The sequence below is a fragment of the Bacteroidetes bacterium GWF2_43_63 genome, assembly GCA_001769275.1.
GTDB lineage: Bacteria > Bacteroidota > Bacteroidia > Bacteroidales > DTU049 > GWF2-43-63.
In genome coordinates, this window is the sequence record MEOQ01000038.1 from 48,410 (window position 1) to 64,273 (window position 15,864).

Sequence of the window (15,864 nt, forward strand, 5' to 3'; positions counted from 1 at the left end):
AGATGTATGCATGCTGGTTTTCAGGTTTGGCGAGATGTTTTTAATCATCCGTTTGACCTTCTGTTTCTTTGTTTAAAATGAGCCGTTCCTTTTCATTTAAAACCAGGCTTAATGCAGTTCTTGCAATAACCCCTACCTGCACAATTTCAAGCCATTTTGCATCATTAAGTACAGCAACATGATCGGTGTCATTCTTATCCGGCGCTTCATATTTATCCAATGCTTCGTGCCATTCTTTAATTATTTCAAATTCCTGCTCCGAAACCAAGCCCGATTTCAACTGCTCATCATAATTGTAGTTAAGAGTCAGATCATCAAAATAGCAACAAAAAAACTCAACAAACGACCAATGCGGATTTGTATTTGCTCTGTCAAGCCAACTTCTCCGCTGAAGTTCAATCGATGTTAACTCATTGATGCTAGCCAGCCATCGCATTCTCCAGGTGTCTTTTACTTCTGAAAGCATTTTGGATTATTTATTTTCGTGTTGCATTCTAATTCGGATACTCACAGCCATGTTGAACCCAACAGGGATCATGTTATTTGATAAATTGGTACAAATATCCGATCAATGAAAACAATGGTATTAATATGAACCAATTCAATCTTTTCACTCCAGGCGAAAGCTCTTTGTTTTTTTGAAGCATTATGAATGAAACGATTAAAACAGTGATCAAAATACCGCCGGCAATGAATTTTACCCACAAATTTTCAACGGCAATAACAGCCACCATCAACAATGATGCACCAATGCCGGCAAGATTGTTTAGTAAAGATCTGTTCATTTCAATTTCTCCACTATCTCTTTTTTCAGTTCGTCAAAAAGATCAAGCCCCGACGGAATAAAAATCTGTTTTCCCTTGGCTTTAAAGTAGTATCCGTTCTTCTGCAGCTTATGCTTCTCGACCTCATCGTAATTTATACGAATCACTACACCTGTTTGAGCAATCTTCTCAATACCGCTTTCAGTCAGGCGATACGACTCTCCCATTAACCGGCGAACCAGCATTCGAAAGCCGAGATATAGCCCTCCGGCAGTAGTAAGTGCTAAAACCACAATTATTATAATTACCAATGTTGTATTGTCGAAAATACTTTCCTTGGATTGCATGTCTGATAAATAAACTCCAACGCCGACAGCAACTATCATCATAGGAATTAGCGACAGCGCCATTGACTTCGCCGTTCTTTTTGCATTCTTTTCAGTGAACCTGTATTCTTTCATAAGCGTTTTTTTGTAATGGGAAGTATTGAACGATTTTATGCTGTCTCAAAAAGCCTGTAAAGCCCGTCTTTCTTATCTTTCAAGTGCAAACTTTAAAAAATGAATAACCTCAACTTTACGCTGGTGCAAATTAACGAATTTTTAATGGAAGTCAAAAAAAACAGATGAATTTGACGTGGAGTGATTTTTTCGGACAAACAGTGCCACTCAAGAAATAGATCTATAAAGGGGTGGTCAATTTAAAACGGCGGCGGGTGGTCAATTTGCATCGGCGCGAGCTGTTTTATTTAGCGTTTTTTCCTGTGAACCTGCCCGACGATGAAGACGATTTCAATTTCAATGAGCGCTTTTCGGAAGCTTTTCGCTTTCAGCTCACAAAGGAAGGATGGGGAATTTTAAGATCGCAAATTGCGACCTTAGACGATGATGGCCGTGGAAAACATCGCAAATATTTGCCCTATGTTTTATAAAGAGCAGGGCTTATCCATGCTTTAGGCAGTACTGCACAGCGAAACGGCTGCAAAGGCAAGCATAAATGTTCTATAGAATTGAAGTCACAAAGCACCTATCGGTTTTTTTGAATGTAAACGCTAGCTTCTGTTTTTCTTAAAATTCTCGGCCTGCTCAAAAATCTCAACATATACTTCGTCTCGCTCTACCGGCGGATATCCAAATTCGTCAAGTAAAAGAATCAGGCCGACTTTCAAAGCCGATTTTATATCATCGCGCTTATTCCAATCAGGAAATTTTGCTTGTCCATCCACTAATTCTTTGACGGCTTTGGCCAATTCAATCATTTTATCATCAGGATATTTGAAGTCATACTTTAGGCAGAGTTCTTTCAGAATATCGTAAAATGCTTTTTCTTCAAAGTCAATTCCAAGTGCGTCGCCTGCTGAAAATTCCTTGTGAACTTCCCAAATTAAATCAGTCAATGCATTTGCCATTTCCTCATACACTTCGCTTCGCAGAATGTCATTTGCTTCGCGGTTGTTATAGCGATCAACAAGGGCTTGCATCTTCTTTGTAAAATCAATTCCCTTTACCCGGTTCACTTTTCTTATTTCACCAATCACTTTTGCAAGCAGCTGTTGCAGCAGTTTTATCTTGGTATTCGGCAGTTTGATTTTATCAATTTTAGCCAGATAATCTTCATCAAAAATGTCTTGCTCAGATTCATTTTCGTCACCGAGTTTGAATATTTCTTCAACTCCGTCACTCTGCAAAGCCTCTTTTATCATTTCCCTCACTCTTGCATTCATTTGCGCTGTGTCTGGCGCATTGCCCTTGGTGAGTTTGAAAACAATCGACCGGACAGCCAGATAAAAATGCGTGTAATCTCTTTCCGGTTGCGTCAGATGCTCACTCCCGGCACAAATATCATAGGCAGCTTTTAGCCGCTTTACAAATCCCATAAAGCGGTTTTCAAAGTCTTTCGTCTGCTGAACAAACTCAGCAGCCAGATTCAACGTGTTTAGCTGTTGAATCGTTGTGCCTTTGAAGTATTTCGAGCTGTCAAATGTGTGAAAAATCTTAGCCAAAAGATCTAAATGATTTCTCACAATGATTAATGATTCTGCAATATCTTCAAAATTTTCCTCGTCGCCTTTGTTGTACTTAGCCAAAGCGAGATTCATTTGTTTTTTGATTCCGATGTAATCCACCACCAGCCCTTTGTTTTTTCCTTCATACCTGCGGTTTACACGCGAAATGGTCTGAATCAGATTGTGTTGCTGAATGGGTTTGTCAATGTAGATGCTATCCAGAAACGGCACATCAAAGCCTGTGAGCCACATATCGACAACAATCGCAATTTTGAAATTCGATTTTTCGTTTTTAAACTGCCGGTCCAGTTCTTTACGATTTTCTTTAGTGCCCAACAAATCGTAGAGTTCTTTCGGATCATCCTGTCCCCGGGTCATAATCATTTTTATGCGTTCAATCGGCTTCAACTCTCTGCGATCTTTGTCGGTGAGTTCCACCCCTTCTTCAGCTGCACGAATCTCATTCCATTCAGGTTTTATGGCAATGATATTTTTATACAATTCATATGCTATTTCACGATTGCTGCAAACAAACATGGCTTTGCCCCTGACGGTTGAACCTTCGGCAACCCTGTTGCAGTAGTGGTTTACGAAATCTTCTGCAACAGCTTTCAATCGTTTCGGATCGCCAAGGATAGCGTACATGTTTGCCGATTCTTCTTTGCTTTGCTCTATTTGGTATTCATTTGCTCCTGCTGCAGCGGCTTCTTCGTAGTACTGTTCAATCTTTTCCAATTCTCCGTTTTTCAATGCTACTTTGGCGGCGCGGCCTTCATACACAATTCTTACGGTGATTTCATCTTTCACCGATTCAGTCATCGTGTATGCATCGACTACTTTTCCAAAAACGTCAAGCGTTGCATCAATTGGAGTGCCCGTAAAACCTACAAAAGTGGCGTTTGGCAAAGAATCGTGTAAGTATTTTGCGAAGCCGAAAGTCTTCGTTACTCCTTTGTCAGTCACCTTAACTTTCTGATCAAGATTTACCTGACTGCGGTGTGCTTCGTCCGAAATGCAAATTATGTTTGTTCGGTCGGTAAGCAATTCCGTATCCTCGGTAAACTTGTGAATCGTGGTTAAAAACACACCACCGCTTTGTCTGCCTTGTAATAATTCTCTCAGATTTGCTCTGCTTTCCACGCTTACAATGGCATTGTCTCCAACAAAGTTTTTAGCATTGGTAAATTGTCCCGAAAGTTGATCATCCAAATCGGTACGATCAGTTATCATCACAATGGTCGGACTTTCGAAATATTCGCTTTTCATCAACAGACGGGCAAGATAAAGCATAGTGAAACTCTTACCGCAACCGGTGGCACCAAAATAAGTTCCTCCTTTTCCATTCCCTTCTGGCTTTTGGGCATTCTTAATGTTGTCGTATAAAGCTCTTGCAGCATAGTATTGCGGATAGCGACAAACTATTTTCTCGCTTTTCCTGGAACTGTCAGGTATGTAAATAAAGTTGCGGATAATATCGCGCAAACGGTCTTTGTGAAACATCCCCTGAATCAATGTGTACATGCTGTTTATACCGTCCACATCTTTTGCTAATCCGGCAACCCTGCGCCACGCATAATAAAACTCATACGGCGCAAAGAAAGATCCCGCCTTATTATTCACACCATCGCTGATAACACAAAATGCATTGTATTTAAAAAGTTCGGGAATATCTCTGCGATACCGAATCGTCAATTGCTTGTATGCATCATGTATGGTTGACTCCTCGCGTATGGCGCTTTTGAATTCAAACACCACGAGCGGCAATCCATTCACATAAACAATACCGTCTGGTATGCGTTTTTCATTGCCGTGTATTTCCAGCTGATTGACGAATTTGTAAATGTTTGTATCGGGTGGATACGGCGTTTCGGGCTCGGCTGCAATGGTGATAAGAGCTTCGGCTTCGGGTTGCCGGTGCTTGTTCAGTCCTGCGTAATTGATGAGCTGAATATAAATGTCTTTCTGATTGCGGTCTTCTCTTTTCAGAATAAATCCATCCGAAAGCATCCGCATAAAAGCACGGTTGCTGTCGTACAGATCGCTGGCCGGAAGCCGCTTCAGCTGCAGTACGATCGTTCTGGCTTCGGTCTCTGTAAGTTCTTCTTTCGCGTACTCCGAAAGCAAAAAGCGCATCAAGTCTTCTTCTATCAGCACTTCGCCGGGTGCTTTCGATATTTTATCGCCGTGCAAATGCTCGTAGCCCTCTTCGTGCAAGAGCTCGACAAATGATTGTTCCAAACTGGCTTCGGTGAATTTCATTTAAAGTTCAATTATTATTCTCCAGTATCCTCTGGTTCCACCAATTCTTTCTATTATCCCTTTCTCTTTAAGTATATCCAAATGACCCTGGGCGGCAGAAACATTAATGTCAAGCTTTTCGGCAAGTTTTCTTTTAGTCAGTTTATTATCTTCCGTAATCAGCTTTAAAATCTCTCTTTGCCTGTCTGTTAAGCTTCCTATTGGACCACCTATTGGACCACCTATTGGACCACCTATTGGACCACCTATTGGACCACCTTCAACAGTAGCACCATGAACATTACCGGTCGCTGGAAAAGTCATGCGTAGAAAATTAGCAGTAAACTTGAAACATTCACGTCCGTAGCTTTCCAGGATTCTGGGAATGCCTGAACCCAGCTGTTCAACCAACTCAAGATCTTTGAATACCCGCATCAATTCCTTATTGCGTGGAACGGAGATACCCTCAAAAAACTCTTCCAAGCTAATACTATCCGGCAGACTGCCTGCAGATGTAATTTCTATCCTATCCGCAAAAATCTCGAATTTTGGAGGTACTTCATTGGTATAATCGTTATGCACAATAGCGTTAATAATCGCTTCACGCATGGCAACCGGATTCCACAAACGGGAGTCTTCTCTCTCTTTGGATGTAATCTTTGCCCGGGTTTTGTTTTCCAGTTCGATTTTATCAAGCACCTGCTTGGTGGCTTTAATCAACGAGCAATAGCCATACTCATTGTTTTCGATCAATTCAACCCTGTTCAGCCCCTTGTATTTGGCGACTTTAATGGATAAACCATTGGTGTCTGATAAAAGGTAGGCGACATAATTAAGATCGCCATCGGCATTGAGCAACTCCAGATTGGTAGTAAATCTGGCGTTTAGCTTTAACCCTCTTTCTTCGTAATAAATTTTTAGCTGCTCAAAATGCAGGTCCTGTCTGTTCGATTTGATTTTGCTGATGGAATTGCGTGTACGTTTAGCAAACAACTCATCAATTATTCTTTGAGGCATTGGTTCCGAAGCGCTACCGATGCGGATAAAGCAACCTTTTTCGGTCATGCCGAATTTTTTCAAAAAATAGGGCTTTTCACTTCCACTGAGTACAATGATTTTTATTATATCAACACCCTCTTTTTGTTCACACACCACATCAAACAAGCCCATGCAAGAGGGCGAAATATTATGTTTCAACCTGTCTTTTATCTTCAGTTGGTCTCCATCGGCATCTTTAACTCCAACAGCCTTGCCTTGCTTATCAATGCCTATGTAAACAAAGCCACCCCCACGACAATTCAGGAAAGCAATCACCTCTTTTTCCAGGCCATCAGTAAGCTCTCTTTTAAATTCTATTCTGTTTGATTCGGATGTCATTGCTTAATTATTTTTCGTCGGAGAATTTTATTTTTAACCCTTGTTATTATAGCAATAGACGTTTTCCAGATTCGAATAAAACTAACTCATTGTATTTTAGTGTATTATTATTCATTTCCGAATTCCAGTTAAATAAAAATCGATTTGTCCTTGCAATATTCATTTCTCAAAATTAATTAAAATATCCCAATAGTTATATGACGGGTTTTTAGGTAATGATACTGCAGAATTGCAGGGTGAATCCTGCCTGTCTGAATAATGTTTTGTCTTCGTGCAATCTCATACAATATTCCATTTTTCAGCAGTGGTCAATGCTTTGGAAGCGCCGGCCAGTTTGTATTTTGTTATCGGATTCAAAGACTTGAAAAGCTGATCCGTTGCTGCACCTTTTTTCAATTGCTCCAGCAAAGCTCCTAATAAAGCCCGCGTTGCAGGTGGATACTTTAATGCCAGACGAACCAGTGTGCTGATTTCTTTGTCAGAAAATTTCCTTATGATGGCTAAAAACCGCTTGCAGGATGCTTCTGTACTGGCATCGGGTATTTTTTTGATATAGCGGATGGCATCCAGTAATTGCAGTAAGGGGATATTCTCTTTGGTAATGGTGTTTTTTTGCTTTACAAATGCAATCGTGTAGCGTTCTCTTTTAAAACCGGGACGAACCTGATTTTTCCCAATCTGAATGGTGTTGCTCACCTGAGTGGTTAATCCCAATTGGTTGTATATGCTGTAACCGGTCAGATAGCCCGTCGGCTTGCCGTTTTCCTCCAGCAGGTCTTTCACCACTTGTTTCTGATCGGGCAGCAGATTGCCGAATGGCGTGGTCTCCGGTTTATAATAGCGCCCTTTCGACAGCTTGACAATTTTGCCCGATTGCGCCATCCGGTTCAATGCTTTTATAACCGCTTCCTTTTGATTAACCTCAGTATCAAAATCAGCATAGGTGAAAACATAGCCTTTAGGCAGTCGTTCTATCTTACCACTAATATAATCAGTAACATTCATAGCATTGTCATTGTGATTATCATCTGGGACATGTCCAGTTTATTCGTTAATTTACTGGACAAATATACAGCTATTTTCATTACCATCAATCTCATCATTACTATTTCTGTTACCCGGTAGTAAATCATCATCTCCAATTACATCACCGTCCATTACAAAGGCCATTGCATTGATATATACCCAATCTATTTGTCAAGTTTTTCGCGCAGAAAACTTGACATATCTTCTCACATATTAACCCGGCAAACGCCTTTTCCAACTTTTCTTCTGTGAATTTCATTTGGTGGATGCTTATATGTATCATTTCCCTAAAAACTGTTTTTCCCAACTGCTGATATCTGTATTTGGATAAATAAATTTTATTGCAGCATGGGTTATTTCAGCAAAATCTTCATGTATTTTTCGAACAACAAAATCTGCAAGATTCTCAAGTTCATCTTCTGAAATATCATAACATTTGCAAAGTAAATGCATGTATTTTCCTATCTGCGGCCCCCATTTTTTATCTTTCACCTGTGGATGATTTATTAGCATTGTTTGTAGCTCAGAAGCATGTTTTACATCCTTCTCATTCAACTCCAGGATTATCGTAAATGCCAATTTCCCTTCAAGCAAATCTTTAGTAAGAATGGTTAAATACGTATCAAGCTTATTCTTTCCATCCCAAAGATTGCGCCATCCCATTGAATTGCCATATGTTTGCCAACCAATGTTGCCCGCAATTATTTCCAATTGATTATCAATAAACCTATGTGCATGGTCCATTGTAGCATTCGCTTGCAAAACCTTCTCTGCATTCTGAAAATAGAATTTCACTGATTCATTCATTTTATACTCTTTCGTTAATAACTCAATTGTGGCAATGAAATCGGTAATGTAAACGCGGTATTTTTCGGACAAAACTTCTGGGTTAAAGCGTGTCTCAATCAGTTTTATCCACTCTAAGTGTGTAATATTAATGAATTTCCCTTTAACTGGTTCCGGAATCGAATGCGGGTGCAATGTGAGTAAAACTCCAACCTTTTGCGATTCACTCTGCTTAATAAACCGCCAGTAATCCATCAAATCGTTGAAAAGACAGTGGTATATTTTGTTTTCTACAACAATAAAATTGTCGCTTGTTTGATCGCTTATTACAATATCAATGCGCCCTTGTCCAGTATTTACTTCTGTTTGAGCAAAAGCTTGTCTGAGACTAAGTGATTTGCCACTTTTTTTATCAACCAATTCAAGCAGAGTATCTAGAAACAAATTCCTTACTTCATCATTGCCCGAATTTATAAAATGCGCATATATGGCGCTGTTAATATTCTCGTGGTGCTGCTTGCCAATGATTTCGAGAAATCCAACTGTTTCTTTTGAAACTGGAATCTTATGTTCTGAAAAAAAGTCATTTAATTGTTGTATGTCCATGTCTATTATCAATCAATTCTTTCTTTAATCATGTCCTCCTTTGAAACCTGATTCATTAATCCCTTCAGCTTTCCCTTCGAAACGGAGTAGTAGGAGTTATTGTATGGCTTCAGTTTGTGTTTTACAATGTAATTATCATACGCTACACGTCCCGGACCATTATAAACCTCATGCAATTCCCCGTGCTCATCAATCAATACAGCCAGAAAATAATCCGGGATTTTTTCTTCGCCATACGGAAATTGAAAGTACCCTTTGAAAGAAGCCTTTATCTGCACCTTTCTTCCGCTAGCTATTTCCACACCATCATACACTTCTGAATTCTCCGGATACAGCTCCAATCCATACTTTTCCGCAGCCAGCACCTCCCCAATATCGCCCACCAGTTTACCATCTAGGGTGAATTGCTTGTTCCATCTACGGTGTTTTTCCCTGAGTTGTTGGGTGATTTTGTAGAGTTGTTTGATTTGGTGCATGGGTGGTTTATATTTTTTCTTTGGGGAATTTTTTCTAAAATTATTTCTCTGGTTTTACTTTTAGTTTTGGGGTGGTTGATTGTGGCTTCTTTTCAGGTTCTGAAATCTTAACTAATAAGGGCATTGGAAAATCAACTCCAACTAATAACGCCTCTCCTTCTCCCAGTATAGGCAAGAAAGACAATGCACTTCTGTTTGCAGAAGATGCAGCACTTTCAATTGATTTTCTATCAAGCTCATTTATTAAACGGTGAACAATGAAAGTTCCCATTTGGCTTAATGTTCCAGTAGGAATATCTCTTGGCATTTGCGTAGCAAGGCAAAGAAACATTCCATATTTCCTACACTCTTTTGCAATCAAATCAAAAGCATCTAATGTTTGACTTTCAAAAAATTCGTCTTTGATGTTTTTATTCAAAAACTGGTGTGCTTCATCTACAACAAGAATCAGAGGGTCGGTCCTAAATTTATTGTGTCTTGCAAGGTTTAATAAAAATGATGCAAGTGCATTGGCTGTGATTTCTTTTACAGAAAATGAAGATGGAATATTTTCAAAACTGATTCTTAAAATTTGTTCATCGTTCTGTTCAATGAATTTTTCTATTTTTTCAACTATTGAAGAGCATCCAGTAGGTGCACCTTGAAAGCCTAATAGTTTATTAAATATTTCCGTATTAATCAAATCAGCAATTCTTCCAATGAGTGAGGTTTGGTAATCATAAGTTTTAGCATCATAGCCACCCCACTTTTTAGGGTCTTGCAGTTTGTCTGTATAACCTGATGGATAAACACATTCCTCTTTAATTTGCTCAATCAAATGTAATATATCAAAATTGCAAGTATTGTCTTCTATTTCCTTTGTGTTCGATTGATAGAATGTGTAATATTTACCCTTCTCTTTTTCTGCTTTTTGCTTTGTGTTAGAAGTATAACTTGCATTTTCTGATTTAGCAATTCTAACCATTTTCAAAGAACGTATTGCTTCAAGCAAAACAGGCCTTTGTGATTGTCCAGTTGGTCTTAGCAGAAAAAACAAATCAGGTATTGATAAATTCTGATACGGGAAATATGCATCAGTTCCTAATGTTAAGGAGTTTGAAGTAAGTTTAGAATACTCGCCTGTGGCATCAATTAGAATTAATTTATTATTTGTTTTTGAAATAACCTCCTCCACTAATTTTGCAACTGTCCAGCTTTTTCCTCCGCCAGTTGTTCCAACAATAGCACAGTGCCGCCCGAAAATAGAATTAATTGAAACTTTACATTTAGCATAATTTGAAGTCAGGTTACCTAAATCAGCATAAACATTTTCTAAGTCGCCATTCTTTTTGCCAAATTCCCTTACATAGATTTCAATTTGCTCATCAGAACATGAATACACTTTAGCACCAATTGTTGGGTACTTGGAAACAGTCTTTTCAGTTTTTTCGGGTTCAAATACACTAAAACTTAAAAGCAGTTCTGCTTTGCCAGACGGATGGAATGCAGTTTCATCATGTTGAATTGCTTTTTCACTTATTGTTTTTCTTTCACCATCCGGCAATTCAATTTCAATTATTCGTGCAAGGAACCCAAATTCAGCACCTTCTATAACAATAAAATTTCCAACATTACCCCCGGCAAAAAAAACACCTTTATGACTGAATTTTTCCAACAGGTTAGAAGAAGGAAAATGCACCTTTACATATTGGGGCGAAACCTCATTGATGTAACCCAAAAAATAATTATGATTAAAGGGATTCATTTCCTGTTTCTTTATTTGGTTCTATGTATGTGTTATTTGATGGGTGTTTTTTTGTGAAGTCACGGAATGTGTCAAAAACAATATTTACATTTCGTTTTACTTGCTTCTTGCTTTCATCAACGAAAAATGATTTCATACAAGCAGTTTCAATTCCTCCTGAGCCATTGTAGTTTACAATCAGTAATTGAAAACTTGGATTTTGTTCAACTGCCTCAATAATTACATTTTGAATGTGTTTATCTTGAAAACCAAAACCAATTACAATCAACAACGTGTTTTCTTTTCGTAATGCTTGTTGAAACCTTGACATCATTTCAAAATACGGTTGTTCGTAAGAACTCTCATACTTTTCGCTTGCAGGGTAAATGATTAATGGTTTTGTAGGATTGTCTTTCTGAACAATATTTTCATTTTCGTCTTTAAACCAATTTAATGAGCCATGTAATTTGTATAAATGAAACACTTTAGACACAAAACTTTCTTCTTGTTTAATTCTTGTTTTTTCTCGATTTACAATATCAAGGTCAAAGTATCTTCCTGAAAATTTTCTCGGTTGTGTAAATGAAAATCCGTCAATAACGACAAAGCCACTTTCATTAGCAGCAGTTTCGAAAAGCAAATCATAATTGGTTGTAAATAGTTGAACTCTTGGGTCGCTTGGCTTTCTTGCAATTATTTTGTTTAGAAAATCTTTATGTGGTGCCTGTGGTTGCAATTTCAATTTACATGCTTCTGCAATTTTTGATTCAAGTTTTTCTCGTAAAACAACTTCATCTTTTTTTATTACACCAGTTAACTTTTCAAATAAAATTAAATGAGATAACAATCCTTCAATGTCTTTTTTTATATAAAAAGGTTTTGTTTTAAAGTCCATAATTGAATCTGCAAAAGCATCAATTTCAGTATTGCAATAATCCCAAAGCCCTTCTCTTGTTTTGCCACTTGTATCTTGTGCCCCATTGTCCATTGAGGTACCTGCGGCTGTTAATACAACCACATTCTTGATATGTCTTTTCAGAAAGGAGTCATAAAATGATTTTTGTTTCTCAATGCAAAATTCTTTGGCTGATAGTTTAGGTTCTGTTTTATTCTCAACTGCTTTGTCATTCACAAAACAATCTGCTGTTGTATAGGACAAAGAAAATTCGCTTTGAAGCAAAATATATTTCGGGGTTTCTTCATCCACTTCGGGTTCATCTGTTTCTTTTTTCATTATACTATTGTTGCAAGTTTAGAGAGTAATAATTCTTTCAGCTCCGTTAGCTTCTGGTTTTCTTGGTTTTTTAATTCAATGAGTTTCGACAATTCAATTGTTCCTTGATGAAACTGATATTCAATTAGTCTATTAGGAATTAGAATACTGATTTTTTTTAATTCAGACAGCTTAATTCCAAAAACAGTAGTTCCAGAGGAACGTCCTTCTAAATCTTGTTTAGCATGTCGCGAATTAAGCCACATATACAAAAACCACCCAGATATTTTTTCTTTCTTCGTTCTTAAAGCAAAAAGCCTTTGACTCAATGCATAGTCTGGATTCACTGCTATATAAAATGTTTCACCTAGCGGTGCTTCAGATGTTAATAACACATCATCGGCTTCAAGTTTAGGGTTCATCCATTTATTGAATTCCTTAGAATTAACATAGGGTATTGTATCGTATTTCACAATTTTACCATTACTAATATTCATTGCAGAAATAACAGGATACATAAATTCACAACTAAATGGTTGCAAATTCATTGTTGATTTGCTTTTTCCTCTCTTAGAAATAAAATCTTTTACCACATTTCCAAAGCAATCAACTTCCCACCCCCTCGGAATATTCCCAAGTTCCGATTCAACCATTTCCCCACCACTACTTTTATAAGGTTTTCCGTTTTCATCAGGAAATTCATAATCCACAAACCATTGTTTATAAATCGTCTGCGCAGTTTCCTCCAGTTTTTGTATCAGCTGTTTGTTAAGGTTTATGCGGTTTTGAATGGTGTTGTATTCGGCTACTGTTTCGCGCTGCTGGTCAATTGGGGGAACGGGAAGCTGCATGTTTTCAAAATCCTCCCATTCCAGGCTGCCTCTGACACCGCCAATGGCGTTAAAACATGCCTCGCGGTCAAACTCTGAACGTTCAAACCACATCATTAAATATTCGGGTAAAAGCACATTTTTGTCTTTTACCTCAAATACCGGATATGCCTGTGAAATAATGGCTTCATCAAGTTCTTTCAGCAGGGCTACGGGCATCTTTTTATCGCGCCTAACCTGCATGGTGCTGCAGGCAAATTGGTTTTTTCGAATGATTTTGTAGTTCTCCATGTCTGTTCCAATAATGTTTGCAACAGATGGAATGAATTGTTTTGAAATACTTAATCCGAGAAGTTGGTTTATGTGCAAACCTTTGTTGCGCTCATCAACAAGCTGAATAAAATCACCGATACGTTTATAATTCGATTTCATAAGCGCATCCTCAAATTATCGATCATTTCTTTATCCACTATTTTGGAAAAAGCAAACCATTTCTTTCCCAAATCCTTGAGCGAAGCTCCAATGTGAAACAACTCCGAATCATCGATAAGCAGGAAGCGATCGTGGGCATCATGAAAGAGCGATATTTCTATGGCCGGATATTGGGCGTTGTGTTTTTCAAGGTCCAGCCTGAGTTGTTTGCTGATGTTTTTTGTGTAAATACAGACCGATACTCCCTTGTTTCTTTTTTCCAGCAAAACCAAAACGGAATCATCGACGTAATTATCAATTAAAGTAATCGATTTTTTTGCAGAGCGGATGATGTCGGCAACAAATGTGTAGGCATCAAAGATCTGCCCGTTGAAGAAAACACCTTGCGGGGGAATAGCGCCGGTATTTACCTGTAAATCTATTCTGTCGATTCTTTCAGTGAGTGCAAATACGTGATCCTCTATTCTGTTCATGCGGTTATTTATGGAATAACCTTTCAGCAAATAGTCTTTCAGAATGCTGTTTGCCCAAATGCGGAATTGTGTACCTCTGATTGAATTTACCCTATATCCAACAGAGATGATGACATCTAAATTATAGTGCTTAATGTTGTAACTTTTCCCATCAGTGGCAGTTGTTCGGAAATTCCGAACAACTGACATTTCGTCCAGTTCGCCCGATAAAAATATGTTTTTGATGTGTTCGCTTATATTGGCTTTGCTGCTGTCAAACAACTTTACAATTTGCTGCTGCGAAAGCCAGATTGTTTCGTCGGCGATATTCACCTCGATTTTTATCAAAGAATCATTTACCTGATAAATGACAATTTCATTTTTCGAGTTCATAACCCAGCTCTTTAAAAACCTTTAATAAATCTAACTTCGATTGTTGCTCAGCTTTCAGCAATACAGCCAATTCGCTTTGCAGTGCTCTCATCTTTTCGTCAAAATCTATAGTCTCGTCGCGGTTTACAAATTCAATGTATTTGCTCGGAACCAGCGAGAAATCTTTTTTCACCACTTCGTCAAACGAAGCGGAATAGCAGAACTCCGGAATGTTTTCAATTTCCCCGGATTGCCATAGGTGATAAGTCCCTGTGATTTTCAAAATATCGTCTTCGGAAAACTGAGTGTATTTTTTCTCAAACGGGATACCCATCTGCCGGAGATCCATAAACAGAATTTCTGTTGAACGGTCGCGGTAGCTGCGGATTTCATCACCAATTTGTTTGGTATGTGCTTTTTTGTTTTTGTTGATTATCCACAGTGTAACGCTGATATTGGTGGTATAAAACATGTCCTGAGGCAACACCAGAATGGCTTCCACCAGATTGTTTTCAATCAGCTTGCGGCGTATTTTGTATTCCTCGCCGCCGCCGCTCAGAGCGCCGTTTGCCAGAATAAAGCCCGCAACGCCGTCTTCGCTGAGTTTGCTCACCATATTCAGAATCCAGGCATAGTTGGCATTGCTTTTTGGCGGCACATCGTAGCCACGCCAGCGGGGATCGTCAATCAACTCGTTTTCGGCCCGCCAGTCTTTCTGGTTAAAAGGTGGGTTGGCCATAATGTAATCGGCTTTCAGATCTTTGTGCTGGTCGTCGCCAAAAGTGTCGGCTGCTTTTTCGCCCAGGTTGCCACTGATGCCGCGTATGGCCAGGTTCATCTTTGCCAGTTTGTAGGTGGTGTTGGTGTATTCCTGTCCGTAAATGGAAATTTCTTTTTTGTTGCCGTGGTGCGCTTCAATAAACTTTATTGATTGAACAAACATGCCGCCCGAACCGCAGGCCGGGTCATAGATAATGCCCTTGTAGGGCTCAATCATTTCGGCAATCAGGTTTACAATGCTTTTGGGTGTGTAAAATTCGCCTTTGCCCTTACCCTCGGCCAGTGCAAATTTCGAAAGGAAATATTCATACACTTTTCCCACGACATCCTGCTTTGGATCTTTGGTAGTATCAATGTCGTTTATTGTATCGAGCAACGAAGCCAGTTTGGTTACATCGAGTCCCAGACGCGAAAAATAATTGTCGGGCAAGGCACCTTTCAGCGCCTTGTTGTTTTTTTCAATGGTATGCAGCGCAGTATCAATGAGCAAAGCAATGTCGTTTTGTTTCGATTTTTTGATCAGATAACTCCATCGGCTGGTTTCTTCGAGAAAAAAGACATTGCTCATATTGTAGAAATCGGCAATCTCAATATATTTTTCTTTGCCTTCGGCAATCAGCCTGGCGCGGTGTTCTTCGAATTTGTCGCTGGCGAACTTCAGAAAGATCAATCCCAACACCACATGCTTGTATTCGGCCGGCTCCACACTACCGCGCAACTTATTGGCCGCGTCCCACAGTGTAACTTCAATTGCTTTGTCTTTGATTTGTTTTGTCATGATTTA

The 15,864-nt window shown here is 38.9% G+C and carries 13 protein-coding genes; all 13 read right to left on the reverse strand.

What is annotated here, in order from left to right; translation table 11 throughout:
* Window positions 1–40 precede the first annotated feature (40 nt).
* Window positions 41–466: a hypothetical protein gene (locus A2W93_00330; protein ID OFY53852.1), complete on the reverse strand. Its 426-nt coding sequence runs from the start codon at window positions 464–466 to the stop codon at window positions 41–43.
* A gap of 73 nt (window positions 467–539) precedes the next feature.
* Window positions 540–785 carry a hypothetical protein gene (locus A2W93_00335; protein OFY53853.1) on the reverse strand — a complete coding sequence of 82 codons (246 nt, stop codon included), beginning with the start codon at window positions 783–785 and terminating at the stop codon, window positions 540–542.
* Window positions 782–1,225: a hypothetical protein gene (locus tag A2W93_00340; GenBank protein OFY53854.1), complete on the reverse strand. Its 444-nt coding sequence runs from the start codon at window positions 1,223–1,225 to the stop codon at window positions 782–784. The genes A2W93_00335 and A2W93_00340 overlap by 4 nt, the downstream gene beginning before the upstream one ends.
* Before the next feature lie 590 nt (window positions 1,226–1,815).
* Window positions 1,816–5,028, reverse strand: coding sequence for a type I restriction endonuclease (locus A2W93_00345; GenBank protein OFY53855.1), 3,213 nt, complete (start codon window positions 5,026–5,028; stop codon window positions 1,816–1,818).
* Entirely contained in the window at window positions 5,029–6,384 is a 1,356-nt protein-coding gene (locus tag A2W93_00350; protein OFY53856.1) for a transcriptional regulator, read from the reverse strand. It lies immediately after the preceding gene.
* A 279-nt stretch (window positions 6,385–6,663) separates the two neighbouring features.
* Complete coding sequence (locus A2W93_00355; GenBank protein OFY53857.1) at window positions 6,664–7,389, reverse strand: hypothetical protein; 726 nt, start codon at window positions 7,387–7,389, stop codon at window positions 6,664–6,666.
* 300 nt (window positions 7,390–7,689) lie between these two features.
* Window positions 7,690–8,802 (reverse strand): hypothetical protein, encoded by a 1,113-nt coding sequence (locus tag A2W93_00360; protein OFY53858.1) that lies wholly within the window; start codon window positions 8,800–8,802, stop codon window positions 7,690–7,692.
* 8 nt (window positions 8,803–8,810) lie between these two features.
* Window positions 8,811–9,278, reverse strand: a complete 468-nt coding sequence (locus A2W93_00365; protein OFY53859.1) for a hypothetical protein — start codon at window positions 9,276–9,278, stop codon at window positions 8,811–8,813.
* A gap of 40 nt (window positions 9,279–9,318) precedes the next feature.
* Window positions 9,319–11,022, reverse strand: coding sequence for a hypothetical protein (locus A2W93_00370; GenBank protein OFY53860.1), 1,704 nt, complete (start codon window positions 11,020–11,022; stop codon window positions 9,319–9,321).
* A complete protein-coding gene (locus A2W93_00375) occupies window positions 11,009–12,235 on the reverse strand; it encodes a hypothetical protein (GenBank protein ID OFY53861.1) in 1,227 nt (408 codons plus the stop codon). The genes A2W93_00370 and A2W93_00375 overlap by 14 nt, the downstream gene beginning before the upstream one ends.
* On the reverse strand, window positions 12,235–13,476 hold the full coding sequence (locus A2W93_00380) for a hypothetical protein (protein ID OFY53862.1): 1,242 nt from the start codon (window positions 13,474–13,476) through the stop codon (window positions 12,235–12,237). The genes A2W93_00375 and A2W93_00380 overlap by 1 nt, the downstream gene beginning before the upstream one ends.
* The gene (locus tag A2W93_00385; GenBank protein ID OFY53863.1) at window positions 13,473–14,321 is read right to left on the reverse strand and encodes a DNA-binding protein; all 849 of its coding nucleotides are present in this window, start codon (window positions 14,319–14,321) and stop codon (window positions 13,473–13,475) included. The genes A2W93_00380 and A2W93_00385 overlap by 4 nt, the downstream gene beginning before the upstream one ends.
* Window positions 14,305–15,858 carry a DNA methyltransferase gene (locus tag A2W93_00390; protein ID OFY53864.1) on the reverse strand — a complete coding sequence of 518 codons (1,554 nt, stop codon included), beginning with the start codon at window positions 15,856–15,858 and terminating at the stop codon, window positions 14,305–14,307. Before A2W93_00390 ends, A2W93_00385 begins: the two co-directional genes overlap by 17 nt.
* Between the last annotated feature and the right edge of the window lie 6 nt (window positions 15,859–15,864).

Bases quoted from the DNA above. Each gene is read 5' to 3' on its own strand.
- A2W93_00365 (OFY53859.1), bottom strand. From the start codon at position 9,278: ATGCACCAAATCAAACAACTCTACAAAATCACCCAACAACTCAGGGAA.
- A2W93_00385 (OFY53863.1), bottom strand. From the start codon at position 14,321: ATGAACTCGAAAAATGAAATTGTCATTTATCAGGTAAATGATTCTTTG.
- A2W93_00345 (OFY53855.1), bottom strand. From the start codon at position 5,028: ATGAAATTCACCGAAGCCAGTTTGGAACAATCATTTGTCGAGCTCTTG.
- A2W93_00335 (OFY53853.1), bottom strand. From the start codon at position 785: ATGAACAGATCTTTACTAAACAATCTTGCCGGCATTGGTGCATCATTG.
- A2W93_00330 (OFY53852.1), bottom strand. From the start codon at position 466: ATGCTTTCAGAAGTAAAAGACACCTGGAGAATGCGATGGCTGGCTAGC.
- A2W93_00355 (OFY53857.1), bottom strand. From the start codon at position 7,389: ATGAATGTTACTGATTATATTAGTGGTAAGATAGAACGACTGCCTAAA.
- A2W93_00375 (OFY53861.1), bottom strand. From the start codon at position 12,235: ATGAAAAAAGAAACAGATGAACCCGAAGTGGATGAAGAAACCCCGAAA.
- A2W93_00360 (OFY53858.1), bottom strand. From the start codon at position 8,802: ATGGACATACAACAATTAAATGACTTTTTTTCAGAACATAAGATTCCA.
- A2W93_00350 (OFY53856.1), bottom strand. From the start codon at position 6,384: ATGACATCCGAATCAAACAGAATAGAATTTAAAAGAGAGCTTACTGAT.
- A2W93_00340 (OFY53854.1), bottom strand. From the start codon at position 1,225: ATGAAAGAATACAGGTTCACTGAAAAGAATGCAAAAAGAACGGCGAAG.
- A2W93_00380 (OFY53862.1), bottom strand. From the start codon at position 13,476: ATGAAATCGAATTATAAACGTATCGGTGATTTTATTCAGCTTGTTGAT.
- A2W93_00390 (OFY53864.1), bottom strand. From the start codon at position 15,858: ATGACAAAACAAATCAAAGACAAAGCAATTGAAGTTACACTGTGGGAC.
- A2W93_00370 (OFY53860.1), bottom strand. From the start codon at position 11,022: ATGAATCCCTTTAATCATAATTATTTTTTGGGTTACATCAATGAGGTT.